This is a genomic window from Atribacterota bacterium (assembly GCA_028717805.1).
In the GTDB taxonomy this organism is placed as follows: domain Bacteria; phylum Atribacterota; class Phoenicimicrobiia; order Phoenicimicrobiales; family Stramentimicrobiaceae; genus Stramentimicrobium.
In genome coordinates, this window is record JAQUNC010000006.1 from 1 (window position 1) to 14,659 (window position 14,659).

The 14,659-nt window shown below is 34.4% G+C and carries 14 protein-coding genes; 1 reads left to right on the forward strand and 13 read right to left on the reverse strand.

Annotation, left to right across the window (positions count from 1 at the left end; translation table 11 throughout):
- The 5 genes from PHD84_02365 to PHD84_02385 form a co-directional block, all read right to left on the reverse strand.
- On the reverse strand, positions 1-1,102 hold a 1,102-nt coding region (locus tag PHD84_02365), incomplete at its 3' end, for a CoA transferase (protein MDD5636646.1).
- 17 nt (positions 1,103-1,119) lie between these two features.
- Positions 1,120-1,533 carry a Zn-ribbon domain-containing OB-fold protein gene (locus PHD84_02370; GenBank protein ID MDD5636647.1) on the reverse strand — a complete coding sequence of 138 codons (414 nt, stop codon included), beginning with the start codon at positions 1,531-1,533 and terminating at the stop codon, positions 1,120-1,122.
- 2 nt (positions 1,534-1,535) lie between these two features.
- Positions 1,536-2,690: a thiolase domain-containing protein gene (locus PHD84_02375; GenBank protein ID MDD5636648.1), complete on the reverse strand. Its 1,155-nt coding sequence runs from the start codon at positions 2,688-2,690 to the stop codon at positions 1,536-1,538.
- Between the two features lie 24 nt (positions 2,691-2,714).
- Positions 2,715-3,755 (reverse strand): hydroxymethylglutaryl-CoA synthase, encoded by a 1,041-nt coding sequence (locus PHD84_02380; GenBank protein ID MDD5636649.1) that lies wholly within the window; start codon positions 3,753-3,755, stop codon positions 2,715-2,717.
- 64 nt (positions 3,756-3,819) lie between these two features.
- Positions 3,820-4,515 (reverse strand): GntR family transcriptional regulator, encoded by a 696-nt coding sequence (locus tag PHD84_02385; GenBank protein ID MDD5636650.1) that lies wholly within the window; start codon positions 4,513-4,515, stop codon positions 3,820-3,822.
- A gap of 167 nt (positions 4,516-4,682) precedes the next feature.
- Between PHD84_02385 and PHD84_02390 the strand changes: the two genes are divergently transcribed.
- On the forward strand, positions 4,683-5,249 hold the full coding sequence (locus PHD84_02390) for a DUF1670 domain-containing protein (GenBank protein MDD5636651.1): 567 nt from the start codon (positions 4,683-4,685) through the stop codon (positions 5,247-5,249).
- A 150-nt stretch (positions 5,250-5,399) separates the two neighbouring features.
- Here PHD84_02390 and PHD84_02395 read toward each other — a convergent pair whose 3' ends face one another.
- From PHD84_02395 to PHD84_02430, 8 genes are all read right to left on the reverse strand, one after another.
- Positions 5,400-5,639, reverse strand: coding sequence for a MoaD/ThiS family protein (locus tag PHD84_02395; protein ID MDD5636652.1), 240 nt, complete (start codon positions 5,637-5,639; stop codon positions 5,400-5,402).
- Between the two features lie 27 nt (positions 5,640-5,666).
- Positions 5,667-7,544: an aldehyde ferredoxin oxidoreductase family protein gene (locus PHD84_02400; protein ID MDD5636653.1), complete on the reverse strand. Its 1,878-nt coding sequence runs from the start codon at positions 7,542-7,544 to the stop codon at positions 5,667-5,669.
- A 204-nt stretch (positions 7,545-7,748) separates the two neighbouring features.
- Positions 7,749-9,071: a TRAP transporter large permease subunit gene (locus PHD84_02405; GenBank protein ID MDD5636654.1), complete on the reverse strand. Its 1,323-nt coding sequence runs from the start codon at positions 9,069-9,071 to the stop codon at positions 7,749-7,751.
- Positions 9,068-9,622 (reverse strand): TRAP transporter small permease subunit, encoded by a 555-nt coding sequence (locus tag PHD84_02410; GenBank protein ID MDD5636655.1) that lies wholly within the window; start codon positions 9,620-9,622, stop codon positions 9,068-9,070. Before PHD84_02410 ends, PHD84_02405 begins: the two co-directional genes overlap by 4 nt.
- 220 nt (positions 9,623-9,842) lie before the next feature.
- A complete protein-coding gene (gene dctP, locus PHD84_02415; protein ID MDD5636656.1) occupies positions 9,843-10,847 on the reverse strand; it encodes a TRAP transporter substrate-binding protein DctP in 1,005 nt (334 codons plus the stop codon).
- A 328-nt stretch (positions 10,848-11,175) separates the two neighbouring features.
- Positions 11,176-12,474, reverse strand: coding sequence for a dihydrolipoamide acetyltransferase family protein (locus PHD84_02420; GenBank protein MDD5636657.1), 1,299 nt, complete (start codon positions 12,472-12,474; stop codon positions 11,176-11,178).
- Positions 12,475-12,530: 56 nt separating this feature from the next.
- Complete coding sequence (locus PHD84_02425) at positions 12,531-13,346, reverse strand: SDR family NAD(P)-dependent oxidoreductase (protein MDD5636658.1); 816 nt, start codon at positions 13,344-13,346, stop codon at positions 12,531-12,533.
- 329 nt (positions 13,347-13,675) lie between these two features.
- A complete protein-coding gene (locus tag PHD84_02430; protein MDD5636659.1) occupies positions 13,676-14,656 on the reverse strand; it encodes an alpha-ketoacid dehydrogenase subunit beta in 981 nt (326 codons plus the stop codon).
- Positions 14,657-14,659: the final 3 nt, after the last annotated feature.

The following is a 14,659-nucleotide window of genomic DNA, read 5'->3' on the forward strand; positions in this document are numbered from 1 at the left end:
TTCTTAAGCTTGCAGGTGTTTTGGATAACTTTATTGGATTTCCTCCTATTTTAATCTTTCCAGCAACAGGATGTGTAACTTCCCAAAACATTTCTCTATCTTCTGAAATATGGGGATCATTAACAACTTGGTCAACAGAGTATATAGGAGCACAGGGTATTTTGTTAGAAAGAAGCTCAGATACTACCATATTTACTTCTTTGTTTGATGCCCACTCCTCTACTATTTTTTTAATTTCAGCATGGTTCTTAACCCTATTGCTGTTAATATTAAACCTTTCATCTTTAGATAAATATTCTTTACCAATAAATTTACAATACCTCTCCCAAATATTGTCATTACCTACCCCTAAAACAAACCAACCATCTTTAGCTTTAAAAGAATCATAAGGATAGATAAACTCGTATCTATTTCCTTCGCGTTTTGGAATCCTCTTTTCTACAATGTATATTTGAGTTAGAGTTTCCATAGCAGAAACTACTGAATCTACTAGGGCAACATCAACTTTCTGTCCTTCTCCTGAAATATCTCTATACCGTAAGGCTGTTAATATTCCTATAGCAGAATTCAAAGCAGCAAGAATATCTGCAATCGCAGTTCCCGTTCTGGTAGGAGGACTATCGGGCCAACCGGTTACACTCATAATCCCTCCCATAGCTTGTCCAATAATATCGTATCCTGGTCTATCTTTATATCTACCAAAATGCCCAAATCCTGATATAGAAGCATAAATAATTTGTGGATTTATTTCTTTTAAATTTTCATATCCTAATCCTAATTGTTCCATTGTTGTAGGCCTAAAATTTTCAATAATAACGTCTACTTTTTTGATTAAATCTTTAAAAATCTCTTTGCTTTCACTCTTTTTTAGATCTAATGTTATGCTTTTTTTATTTCGATTTAGATTCATAAAATATCCGCTTTCCGAACCAATAAAAGGAGGATATTGTCTAGTGTCATCCCCCTTAACAGGAATTTCAAGTTTAATTACTTCTGCTCCTAAATCAGCAAGCAACATGGTACAAAAAGGACCAGCTAATACCCTAGTCAGATCTAATACTTTTATTCCTTCTAAAGCCATTAAATCTAATGGTGATTTCATTTCTATTATTTACCTCTCTATAGTTCTGATTTTTCTAAAATACCCTTATATCCATAAGCAATAATCCCTGAAGATCCATCTTCTTGTATTTTTCTAAACACAAGAGAAACTCTTTTACCAATTTCTAACTCGCTAAAATCACAGTCAACAACCTGGCACATTAATTTTATTCCATTATCCAGTTCAATGATTGCAATGGCAAAAGGCGAATAATCTTTGAACTCCGAAGAGGGCGTTCTAATAATGGTGAAGCTATAGATCTTACCTTCTTTAGGTAATTTAATTGGTATAAACTCTCTATATTTACAATTGGAACAAATAGGCCTTGGTGGAAAAAATATTTTCCCACAGTTTTTACATTTACTTGCCTCCAAACGGTAACGTTGAGGAAATTCTCTCCATGTTTTTGGTACTGTAATACTTGTACTCATCTTTACATCGCCTCCAATATATGAACTATTACGCTTCCACCAGAACCACCCAAATTATGAGTCAGCCCAATTTTAGCATTTTTTACCTGTCTTGCTGCTGCTTCTCCTCGAAGTTGAGTAACTACTTCAACTATTTGTGCTATTCCAGTTGCTCCCACAGGATGACCCTTTGATTTTAAGCCTCCACTTGGATTTACAGGTATTTTACCATCAATATCAGTTAAACCTTCTTCAACTGCTCTTCCTCCTTCACCTTTCTTGACAAATCCCAGATCCTCTATGGCACATATTTCAGCAATGGTAAAACAATCATGAATTTCAGCCAAATCAATATCTTCTGGTCCTATTTCTGCCATTTTATAAGCCTGCTTCCCTGCCTCTACAGTTGCTTTTAAGGTAGTTATATTTTCTCGGTCTGCTAAAGCAATTGTGTCAGTTGCATGACCCACTCCAATTATTTTAACTGGTTTATTAGTAAGTTCTTTAGCTCTTTCTGCAGGACAAATAATAACAGAAGCTGCTCCATCACTTATCGGAGAACAATCCAGTAATCTTAAGGGATCTGCTATTAATGTTGAATTAAGAACCTGTTCCAAAGTCACTTTAAAAGGAAATTGGGCATGAGGATTTTTTGCACCATTCTTATGATTTTTTACTGCTACTTTCGCAAGTTGTTCTCTAGTTGTGCCATATTCAAACATATGCCTTCTAGCTATTAATGCATAAAGTCCAGGGAATGTTACTCCATGAAAAGCTTCATACTCTCTATCTGCAGCAGCAGCCAAACCAAAAGTTGCTTCACCAGTATCAACATCAGTCATTTTCTCTACTCCTCCTGCCAAAACAATATCACTGAATCCTGACGCTACCTCAAGAAAAGCCTGTTTTAAAGCTAACGCACCTGAGGCACAGGCTGACTCTATTCTTGTTGTCGGTACGGAAGTACAACCCAAGTAATCTGCTAATAGAGAGCTTAAATGCTCTTGCCCTACAAAAAGACCACCTGAAAAATTTCCAATATACATAGAATCTATTTTATTAACACCACAATCATCAATTGCCATCAGGGCAGACTCTACAAAGATATCACGTAAAGATTTTTCCCATAGCTCTCCAAATTTTGTTATTCCTACTCCTATAATTGCTACATCTCTCATATAAAATCACCTTTTTATAAAAATTTATTCTTTGATCATCCTTCTATATCTAACATAAGTACCATAATCAATATAAATTTTATCTTCCAACATTTCTCTAACAGTAGGGGCTAAATGTCTCACCTTATCAATTTTCTCTTTTACTCGAATAATAAAAGAATCACTTCCTGCCCCGGATCCAAAAGAGGTAATTAAAATAAGATCTTCTGGTTTAGCTTCATCCAAGGTTGCTGCTAATCCCAAAAGAGAACAACCAGAATATGTATTTCCAACTTTTGGAGCAATTAGTCCAGGTTTCATCTGTTCCATACTAAAGCCTAATTCTTTGCCAGCTTTTAAAGGAAATTTTCCGTTAGGCTGATGAAATACTGCATAGGTAAAATCAGAAGGTTTTAATTGGGCTTTATTCATTATGCCTTTTGTTGCGCCTAGAACATGTTTAAAGTATGCTGGTTCTCCAGTAAATCTGCCTCCATGTTTAGGATAAAATTCACTGTCTCTCCTCCAAAAATCGGGAGTATCAGTAGTGTAAGAAAAAGTTTCTAGTATATCAGCTAATGTATCACTTTCTCCTATAATAAAAGCTGCTCCTCCGGCAGCAGCAGAATATTCCAAAGGCTCTTGAGGCGCACCTTGGGACGTATCTGCCCCGATTCCTAACCCGTACTTAATGAGCCCCGCTTTTACTAAACCATAACATACAAATATGGACTCACTCCCAGCCTTGCAAGCAAATTCATAATCTGCGGTGTGTACTTCTGGAACCGCTCCAATTACCTCAGCAATAATCGAACTGCTTGGTTTCACCGCATAGGGTGGTGATTCAGAACCAATATAAACTGCCCCAATTTCTTTTGGATTGATAAGAGCTCTCTTAAGTGCATTTTGTGCTTCTTCAACACCAATTGTCACCGAATCCTGATCTAAAAAAGGAACTGTTTTTTCTTCTAATAACAGTCCCTTTTTAAGTGCATCAGCGTCTTCTCCCCATACTTTTGCAATCTCTTCAACCTTAATCCTGTATTTTGGTATGTATGCACCATAACCGACAATGCCAATCATCATTCTTACTCCTTTAAAACTATAAATTTTATTGCACAATGTATTGATTAGATATCAATATCTGATATTATTTTTTGGAATATGATATCAAAATGCCTTCTGTCTCTTTCATATGCTTTCGTAAAGCTTGTACAGCTTTCTCAGGCTTCCCTGTTTTTAAAGCATCAATAATAGCTTGGTGTTCAATAGGAATTTCCTCTCTTCTGTGAGGAGCAGAAAAAATGGTAATTAATAAACCGAAAGATTTATACCATAAATTTTCTATAATATTACATAAGCATTTGTTGCGACAGATACAATAAATAGAAAAATGAAATATCTTATTTATATTCTGAATTATAAAAATATCACTCGGCTGTTTTTTTAACTCTAGATTTAACTCTTTTGAAATATTTTCGATATTTCTTAATTCTTCAATATTAATATTTTCACACGCACACCTAATTGCTTCGCTTTCTAATATCTTTCTGACATTATATATTTCTCTAATTTCATCCAAACTATAATCTTTGACTACAAACCCCCGTCTTGGTAATAATTCAATCAATCCTTCTGTCTCCAATCTTCTTATTGCTTCCCTTACAGGAGTCCGGCTAACATTTAATTCTTCAGATATCTTCCTGGTAGATAGTCTACTACCACGTTCAATTTTGCCATAGACAATTTCTTTCTTAATTTTTTCAGCAATGATATCAACCATGGGTTCAAATGTTATTGGTTTATCGATATCACTGCTATCAGCTGTTATTAAACTACTATTCATATATTTGATCTCTTTTCGTTATTTAAAATAATTTGATTATTATTCATCTGGGATATTGTATCCCAGTTAATAATATATTATAATTTTTAAAAGAAAAAAACAAGCTCTTAAAAAATATTTTTTAATATAAGTTCATATGAACTTATATTTATTAGTGATCTTTTATTATGAAAACACTTAGTCCTATTAGAAAGAATATTATTTTCTATAAAGCAGTATCAAAGGAAGAACCAGTTTCTAAGCCTATTTCAAAATGCAAGAAGAAAACAATATCTCTCCAATTTTTTTGCGAAAAAGATAAAAAATTTATTAAATCTGGTAAAATTTCACTTTTAAGAAAGAAAAAAATTTTAGAATTTTGTAAAGAAGCTTTCTTTAAAGGGGCTCTCCTTACTCAAGAAGATCTAGCTTTGTTACTATGTACAAGTATAAGTACAATAAAAAGAGATATATTTGATTTAAACCAAGAAGGATTTGCGATACCTACTAGAGGATTCATTAAAGATATAGGTAGAGGAATATCTTTTAAATCTAAAATAATAGAACTTCATAAAAAGGGTGTGAGCATTAATAAAATCGCTGCTATATTATGGCATAGTGAAATCATAATTAGACAAACTATCGATGAATATCAAAAAGTAGTTGACTTATATCATAGAAACATTCCAATAAAGAATATTCATATTCTTACTAATATTTCTATAAAGTTAATAAAGGAGTATTTGGAAATATAAATTTCTAAATATTAACACTTTACATTGGGTGTAAAAATAAACTATAAAGGCACATTTTCTTTAATTTTAAGTGAATCTCTCTTTATCAACATAATATGTAATAAAAACTTCTAGTTAATTTTATTTTCATTCGTAGTAATCTGTACTATTTCACCCGCCACATATCAAGGAGAAGATCTTTACTTCATCACCCTCGCATAGAATATAATCTTTATCCTGAGGGGTATTGTTGACCAGAAACACTATCCCTATTTTATTGGGAATGGCAAGATAGTCGTTGGTTAATTCTTGTAGCGTAGTGACTTTCTTTAAAATAATACTGCCGTCTCCCAATATCTTGCCCTTGGCATACTTTTTCAAGATAGTGTAAAGCTTAACCTTTACTTTCATTATGGTTAATACCCATTTTCTATTTACTCATACCAGATTTAATCCCAGTTCTCTTAGCTTTTCCTGCTTAGGTATACCAGTCTGGGAATCCCAGCCTCTGGCCTGGTAATATTCTTTTAGCATACCTTCATAATCCTTGATAGCACATTTCTCTTCCTTGTGATACAAACCAAACTGGGGAAGACTTTTTACTCTTTCATGAAGAAGATCATTCTTTCTACCTATACCCTCTCTAATATTGAATAACCTCTGTAAGTTGTTTACTCTTTCCCCAATCCTTAAGAGGTCTGCACCATTTAGCTGCCATCCGGTTAAAGCTGATAAAATTTTAGCATAATGTTCTAAGGTAATTCCGGCATACATAAAGAATTTACAGACACCAAGAACATCAGGCATAATCAAGCCATCCTGTAAAGTTTTGGTAATAGCCCCTTTGCCTTTCTCATCCCAGCGATCCAGTTGATTGGGATCCGGCACACCATAGGGAGTCATGCCCCAGGTGATTTTACCAGAATCGTAAGCCATACCCTCTAAGGGATGGATATGACACATTCCCCTGTTGGCAGTACCATAGGTAACGGCCAATAATTTACCGGAACGAGGATCATGGGCAGGGCCTTCCAATCCTTTACCATGCACGGCATATTCTTCTGCCTGGGGTCCAATTTTCTGTGCTGCCCTTGCTACACCATCTGCCAATAGATTTCCCAATCCCTCTCTTTGAACTATTTTATCCACCAGGATGGGTAGTACTTCAGGATTACCCCAGGACAAATCTAAACCATCAGCTTCTTCTTTTGAGATGAGTTTGTGCTCATAGCATTCCATAGCAAAGGCAATAACGGCACCTGCTGATATGGTATCAATCCCTAATTCATTGCATAGATAGGTACTATGAATAGCTGCATCCATATCCTGGTTGAAGACAAAGGCAGTAAAGGCACTGACTGATTCATATTCTGCCCCTTCATGCTGAGGAGTTTTGAACCTTCCTTCTTCCACTTTGGCCACCCTGCCACAGGCAATAGGACAACCCTTATAGCACATCTTGTTTTTAACAAAATTATTTTTTAGGTAATGGTCATAAAGCTTCTCAGCCTTACCCCAGCTGTTGGATTGCCAATTCTTGGTTGGCCAATCTCCGGCAGCATCATTACCAGCCATATCTCCTATAGTACCAAATTGCCTTAAACCTTTAACAAATTCACTCTCCTTTAATACCTTTCTTACTTCTTTTAAGGCGATGTTAAAATCTTCTGGATTTTTAGGTTGCAGTTTATCTGAACCCTTAACAGCAATAGCAATTAGGTTTTTAGACCCCATTACCGCTCCGGCACCACATCTTCCGGCAGCTCTATCCTCACTCATGATGGAGGCTATGCTAACCAAGTTTTCTCCAGCTATTCCTATACACATGATAGAGATATCCTGGTCTTCCAATTCTTCCCTGATTATTCTGGTTTTTTCCGATACCTTCTTACCTACCAGATGATTTGCATTTCTAAATTCTACCTGTTTATCATGGATAAAGAGATAAACTGGTTGGGAAGATTTGCCTTCTACAATAAGAAAATCATAGCTGGCCTTTTTTAATTCTGGACCAAAGTCTCCTCCACAGCGGGATTCACCCCAGGCCTTGGTCAGAGGGGATTTAAAACAGATTTCGATACTGCCACCCCCCGGAACCTGATAGGAGGTTAAAGGACCAGTGGCAAAGATGAGTTTATTTTCTGGACTTAAAGGATCAATGCCTTCATTTAATTCTTCGTAGAGTACCTTGGCTGCATAACCGACACCGCCGAGATAATTCTGTAGCACTTTTTCAGGAATCTTCTCCAATTTAAAGCTAGCATCACTGAGGGAGATTCGCAATTGATTACTGGAATAGTTTAAAATATTGTTCATAGTTTTTCTCCTTATTAATTATAAAATATTTTAAACAATAATTTCTAGTAATAATAGAATGAAATATAATACTCAGATTATTATAATTACCAAAGAAAATATACTTTATTTATCAACCATATTTTAAATTAAAAAATTAATAGTGTATTTTATAGATAATTTTTTACTATTAATAATTAACCTGACCATATGTTATTTTTTACTCTAAACCCCGAATCTTAAAGATGGTAAGTACATTGCAATCTGGGGGAATATCATGACAAGAATCAATGCTATCAATTGAATAAGAACAAAGGGAGTAACAGATTTATAGATTACTTCAGTAGTGATTCCTTCTGGAGCAATTCCTTTCATTAAAAAAAGGTTATAGCCAAATGGTGGAGTAATAAAAGCCATCTGACAGTTTATCACATAAAGAACACCAAACCACCTAATATCAAAACCTAATTTTAAAGCAATAGGAATATACACCGGAGCAACAATAATAAGCATTGCTGTATCATCTAAAACCATGCCTAAAAATATAAAGCTTATTTGCATTATTATCAAAGTAATCCATTTATTTCCACCAGCAAGGTTCAGCAAGCTTTCTACGCCTTTAACTGCTCCTACTGCATCAAAAACAGAACTAAAAAAGAAGGCAGCTGTTAGAATCCACATCACCATTGTCGTGGTATGCAAACAATCCTCCATTGATTCTTCAATAATATTCCAGTTCAATTTTTTATTAATGGCAGCACAAATTATTGCTCCTATTGCTCCAATCGCAGAGGATTCCACCAATGTGATTATACCCATAAAGAGAGTGCCAAGTACTAATAAAATGAGCAATAAAGCCGGAATAGCCCCTAATGCAGCAAAACACTTATCTTTAAGTGTAATTTTCTGATATTCTTCCAAAGACATAACTTCTGCTAATTCTGGTTTCTTTTTACATACAATTAAAATATATATAATATATAAAATAGTCAATAAAATACCTGGGCCTATACCTGCAAGCCATAAATATGCAATAGATGTTCTGGCAATAACTCCATAAAAAATAAATACTACGCTAGGTGGGATTAAAAAACCCAATGACCCTCCAGACATAATAGTGCCTACTGCCAATTTCTTATCATAGTTTCGTTTTAACATTTCTGGTAAGGCAACTGTAGTTCCAGTTACAGTACCAGCAATATTAGTACCTGACATTGCTGCAATAATAGCGCACATAATTACAGTTCCAATGGCTAAACTACCACGAATACGTCCTGACCATACATAGATTGCTTGGTATATTCGTTCTGCTACGCCTGATTTAGACAAAATTGAACCCATAAAAATAAAAGGAGGGATAGCCAGAAGAGAGTAAAAATCTATAAAAGTAGTACCCTTGCTGAAAGGCATGAAGGTAGCTCCTTCTCCCCATAGAAACAAAGCAACAATCGCTGCAACTGATCCAATAATTATAAAGATTTGCCTTCCCGTCAACAATAATAAAATCATTCCAAGAAACATAATCAGTGGTAGAAACAATGTACTCACAACTTAACCTCCTTATTCTTCTTACTACTGCTATTGATTACACCAGGCAACTCTTTATTGAATAAAACAAGAATATCTCTTATCAGAATACTAATTGCCTCCATCAGCAATAAAAAAGCTCCAAATGTAATTATTATTTTTATTGGTGCCAGTGGTGGCGCCCAGAGGGAGCGTGAAACCTCACTATTTCTAATCGAAAATAGAGTGTTACCAATTCCACCTTGAATAAATAGACCCAGATATAATGCTAATAGGGGAAAGGTGGCTATATCTGCAATCTTCTGTACTTTCCTAGGCCATTTGATATAGAGAAGATCCATCCGAACATGCTCTTCTTTAATAAGAGAATATGCTCCACCCAAAAAAAATAATGTACCAAACATATAACTGCTTAATTCAGAAGCCCAATCAGTCGGAGAGTTGAAGACATACCTTGATATTATTTCATATAGCATTACACCCAAGATAGCAAGGATAAGATATTTACATATCTTTCCCATCATTATTGAAAATTGATCTATAAGGTTTAATAATTTTGATAAAAATTTCAATATTTCTGCCTCCTCCGCTTCAATTTCTTAGCAACTTATAACAAAATAATTCTTTAAATTACTTTACTAAAATTGACTTGCTTCCTCTTTACTTGTATCTTACCGTGATTTCAGTAAAAACGAAGGGGAAAGCAAGTCAATTTTTTAATATTACTTTTTAAATTACTCTTAGGTATTGTTCTAATAACATAATTATTTTATTAATTTATTCTTATATAGCTTAATCGCTAATCAATTGATACTCTTTAATGATATTAACGATGCGAGCAGCTCTGTCACTTTTTGGTGCTATCTCTTCATCCCAATATTTAAAAGTTAATTCCCGTAACTGATTCCATTCTTCTGCAGGAATTGTTGTTGTTTTAAAATGCTTTAGGCTCTCCATTTCTCCCTCATAATAATAAGCCATAAGTCTACCACGTAAATCGTTTAATCCTGTAGTTATAGCCTTCTGCTGACCTGGAGATAGCGAATTCCATAATTTTTCATTCATAATCCAAGGATTAGTAAAAGCACCAGAAATAGGATTGGTTAAAAAATAGGGGCATACCTCATACCAGCTGTTTGTATATCCTTCAGTTGCACCTCCCCAAGCAATACCATCTATCATACCTGTCTCAGCTGACAAATATAAATCATCATATGTCAAGGTCACACTGGTAATGCCAACATCTTTAAAAATGCGGGCAACGTTTGGATCTCCACTTATTTTTAGTCCCTTAAGATCACTTATCGAATTTAATGGTTTCTTACTTATAATATTGAGCGGATCACAAATAGTATGTCCCACAACAACAATTCCACCCAAGGCTGCCCATGATTCACTAACAACTTCCTTCATGCCTCTCATTTCCCATAGTGTCAAACACTCCATTGCGTTATCCCACGCAAAGGGAGGAGCAGATTCGAATGCCACTACATCAATTGGGGCGCCCATATGTGCTCCCATACATGTTGCCATATCAACAGCCCCTGCCTGAACCGCTGGGATTGTTTGTTGCATAGATGTTAATTCCCCTGCAGTATAAGCTTTAATCTGTAAACTACCCTTGTGAATTTCATTAAAATCTTCTTCCCAATCTTTCAGTACATCACCATATTGCACTGGACCCCATAATGTTTGAGCTTTCAAAATCTTTTCCTGTGCCAATGTTAACATAGTTAAACATCCAAAAAACAACATAGTTATTAATAGCAAAATCAATATTTTCTTATTAATATACATATTAAAACCTCCAAATATTTTATTTATTGAAAATGTCATTCTTAATATTATGTACTAGATAGTAAGAAAAATGCTAGTTTTAAAATTTACCACTTCCCTCTAAAGCAACACCTCCTTTCAGTAAGAAATGAAAAAATAGAAAAAAATTTTTGTCTAAAGTATGTTTCAGTTATATTATTCTTTCATTTCATATTTTTATTTAACACTTAGTATTGTCTGAAAATCCTATTTCTAGTAAACTAACTACACAATTTCCTTGGGCTTTAATAATAATTCCTTAATTCTAAAAGAAATACAGTCAGTTTTTATTTATATATAATTCTATTGTTTATCGATTAAATATCTGATTTCGGGATATTCCATCACTTAAATTTGATTCCTGCAAATTACTTGAATCTAAAAATAAAAGGGGCTGTTCAAAGGCTTCCCGGACATCTTCCATAAACTTAGCAGCAGTTAATCCATCAATAACTCTATGATCATAGGTAAAATAGTAGGTCAGGATGGGACTAATAACAATTTTGCCTTCACGAACTACGACTCTGTCTGAAATACCACCAGTCCCGAGAATCGCTGACTCCGGTTGGTTAATTATGGGGGTCTCAAAACGATATCCTGCTCCACTAAAGGATCCTAAATTAGTAACTGTAAAAGTACCACCGGTTACATCCCTAAGTTGTAGCTTTTCTTCTTTTGCTTTTTTTATAAGTTCTTTTAATTCTATACTTAAAGAAGGTAATGATTTTTTATCTACATCCTTTATCACTGGAACAATTAAACCGTTTTCCAAAGATGTCGCAACTCCTATATTTATACTATCCCATAACTTGATCTCATTATCTATGAGACTAGCGTTGATAATTCGATGTTTCTTAAGTTGTTTTGCAACTAAATAAACGAATAAAACTGTATATGTAATCCTTGTGCCAATAATCTTTTCCTGTGCAAGCATATTTTTACGTAACTTTGTCATCTCTGTCATGTCAATCTCCCCCATAAGTGTAAGCTGTGCAGAGACGGATAAGCTTCTAACCATGTGTTCGGCTATCTGTTTTCTCATTTGGTTAAGGGGTATTATTTCTCCTACTTTCCTCCCATCATATAAATCCAGAATTTCTTTCTGTCCATCCTTATCATGAATTAATTTCTCAATATCATTTTTTATTATAATTCCTTCTGGCCCTGTACCGCTGATAGATGTAATATCTATTCCGTATTTCTTAGCAATCCTACGTGCAGCTGGTGAAATTCTTAATCTTTCTTTATCTTCTAAAGAAGATGGGATCAAAGAGCTATCTTTTTTCGTTTCTCTTTCTATCTTGTTCTCACTTTTGGAAGGCGATTCAACTATTGCTTCAGTTATTTTTTTATTCTTAATTTGCTGATATTCTTCTAAGGTTTCAGCAACAATACCAATAACTGTCCCTATGGGAACTTCTTGTCCTTCGCTCACTAAAATATGCACATATCCTGATATTTCTGCTTCTATAGTATAATTTATTTTTTCTGCTTCTATAGTTACAATTTCATTACCCGGTTTAACATGGTCTCCTTCTTTTATTATCCACTGAGCAACAAGAATAGGTGTGTTAGTCATTCCTCGTTTAGGTATTTTAATTTCTTTCATTAACAACTCTCCTTTTATATGAATTTATAACAATAGCTTAAATTATATTCTTTATCTTATATCGTTGAACCACCGTCAATACTCAAGGCTTCACCAGTAATATGATCAGAAACTGAAAGAAAAACTACTGCTTCAGCCATATCTTCAACTGTCTGCAATGCTCCTTGAGGATAATTTGTCTTTACAATTCTATAAAAACTTTGCTTTTCGGTTTCACCATTTTTTGCAAGCTTTTGACTTATTTCATTCCACATTTGCGTTTCAACAACACCAGGACAAATTGCATTAACAGTTATTTTTTCCTTAGCAAGTTCTATTGCTAACGCCTTAGTAAAACCAATAACGCCCCATTTTGATGCACAATAATGTGATAATCCAATTTCTCCTTTTTTCCCAGATTCTGATGAAAAATTAATAATTTTACCCTTGCCTTGCTTCCTCATCTGAGCAACTACAGCTTTATTGGTTATATATGTTCCCTTTAAATTCACCTCAATAATATGATCCCAATCTTGGAGAGTGAGGTTCTCGATGAGTCTAAAAGATATTACTCCTGCACAATTTACTAGAATATCAACAGTACTAAAATTTTTTACTGTTTCATCAATCATCTTTTTTACTTGTTCTTCTTTTGTTACGTCTGCTTCTATTGCCAGCGCCCTAAAGCCTTTTTCTATCAAAAATTTAACAATTTTCTTTGCGGCTGTATATCCTCCAATGTTTTTACTAAAATACTGGTTGCAATCTGATTTAACAATATCTACTCCCACAATTACAAGGTTGGCCCCTTCTCTTGCTAATCGCAGTGATACACCTTTACCAATCCCTGTTCCTCCTCCTGTTACTATGGCAGTTAAGTTCTTTAGTCTCATTATCTAATCCCCCTTATACCAATAAATGTGAATTTCATCATAATACATAAATATATATTTAATAATTTTCAAAAATAAGGTACTGCATAGATAATATAGACTATATTCATTTCATGATAGTTTCCACTCAATTTGTGAATATGAGAGAAAACTATCATGAAATTAGGTAATAAAATGATCATATTGTTTTTAATTTTTCTATCTATACAATATATCAACCAAGCTCAATTAAAGATTGTTTTCTAATCGAGTTGCTAAAATCGAGAAAACAGAATATGAACTATAGTAATTAATATTCATCCAGACAACAAGTGTAATTTTATTATTTTTTATATTATTGAATGTATAGCCTCAATAAGTTTGTTCTCATCTGGTAACCAGTATTTTTCAAGTGGCGGGCTAAATGGAATCGGGGTATTTGGTGCACACACTCTCTTAACTGGTGCATCAAGATATTCTATTGCTTGTTCAGCAATTATTGCCGCAATCTCACTAGCTGCACTTCCTATTTTTGGTTCTTCATCTAATATAACTATTTTCCCTGTTTTCTTAACTGATTCAATTATTGTTTTCTCATCGAGTGGTGCCATACATCTTGGATCAACTACTTCTAAACTAATATTTTCTTGTTTGAGTTTACCTGCAGCAGAAAGTGCTGTATGAACCATATTTCCTATGGCAACAACAGTCACATCATCACCTTCATTCCTGATTACTGCTTCTCCTAGTGGAATAGTGTAATCATTTTCTGGAACCTCACCTTTAAAACCACTAATAGTTAGAAATAAATTCTGGAAAAAAATAACAGGATTATCATCCCTAATTGCTGATTTTAATAACCCTTTAGCATCATAGGGAGTAGATGGTGAAACCATTTTTAATCCTGGTACACTCATTAACATTCCTTCTAAACAAACTGAATGCTGAGCTGCAGCATTCATCCCACCACCAGAAAGACACATAATTGTGACTGGCATCTTTGTTTTACCCCCGAACATATAACGCATCTTGGTAACTTGACTGAATATTTCATCCATAGGCACACCAAGAAAACTAGCAAACATGACATTAGCTATTGGCCTCATACCGGTCATCGCAGCTCCAATGGCACATCCTAAAAATGCAGTTTCAGAGATAGGCGTTTCCCTAATTCTTTCTGCACCAAATTTTGGCCATAATCCTTCAAATTCTTTTACTGATCCCTGCCAGTGTTCTCCTATGTCTTCCCCCATAATAAATATGGATGGATCTCTTTCCATCTCTTCTTTTAGTGCTTCAATTATCGCTTCCCTATAAGTTAATATTCTCATATT

What these genes read in the sequence shown, in the direction of transcription:
- PHD84_02370 (MDD5636647.1), bottom strand. Translation starts at nt 1,533, where the DNA reads ATGAGTACAAGTATTACAGTACCAAAAACATGGAGAGAATTTCCTCAA.
- PHD84_02375 (MDD5636648.1), bottom strand. Translation starts at nt 2,690, where the DNA reads ATGAGAGATGTAGCAATTATAGGAGTAGGAATAACAAAATTTGGAGAG.
- PHD84_02380 (MDD5636649.1), bottom strand. Translation starts at nt 3,755, where the DNA reads ATGATGATTGGCATTGTCGGTTATGGTGCATACATACCAAAATACAGG.
- PHD84_02385 (MDD5636650.1), bottom strand. Translation starts at nt 4,515, where the DNA reads ATGAATAGTAGTTTAATAACAGCTGATAGCAGTGATATCGATAAACCA.
- PHD84_02390 (MDD5636651.1), top strand. Translation starts at nt 4,683, where the DNA reads ATGAAAACACTTAGTCCTATTAGAAAGAATATTATTTTCTATAAAGCA.
- PHD84_02395 (MDD5636652.1), bottom strand. Translation starts at nt 5,639, where the DNA reads ATGAAAGTAAAGGTTAAGCTTTACACTATCTTGAAAAAGTATGCCAAG.
- PHD84_02400 (MDD5636653.1), bottom strand. Translation starts at nt 7,544, where the DNA reads ATGAACAATATTTTAAACTATTCCAGTAATCAATTGCGAATCTCCCTC.
- dctP (MDD5636656.1), bottom strand. Translation starts at nt 10,847, where the DNA reads ATGTATATTAATAAGAAAATATTGATTTTGCTATTAATAACTATGTTG.
- PHD84_02420 (MDD5636657.1), bottom strand. Translation starts at nt 12,474, where the DNA reads ATGAAAGAAATTAAAATACCTAAACGAGGAATGACTAACACACCTATT.
- PHD84_02425 (MDD5636658.1), bottom strand. Translation starts at nt 13,346, where the DNA reads ATGAGACTAAAGAACTTAACTGCCATAGTAACAGGAGGAGGAACAGGG.
- PHD84_02430 (MDD5636659.1), bottom strand. Translation starts at nt 14,656, where the DNA reads ATGAGAATATTAACTTATAGGGAAGCGATAATTGAAGCACTAAAAGAA.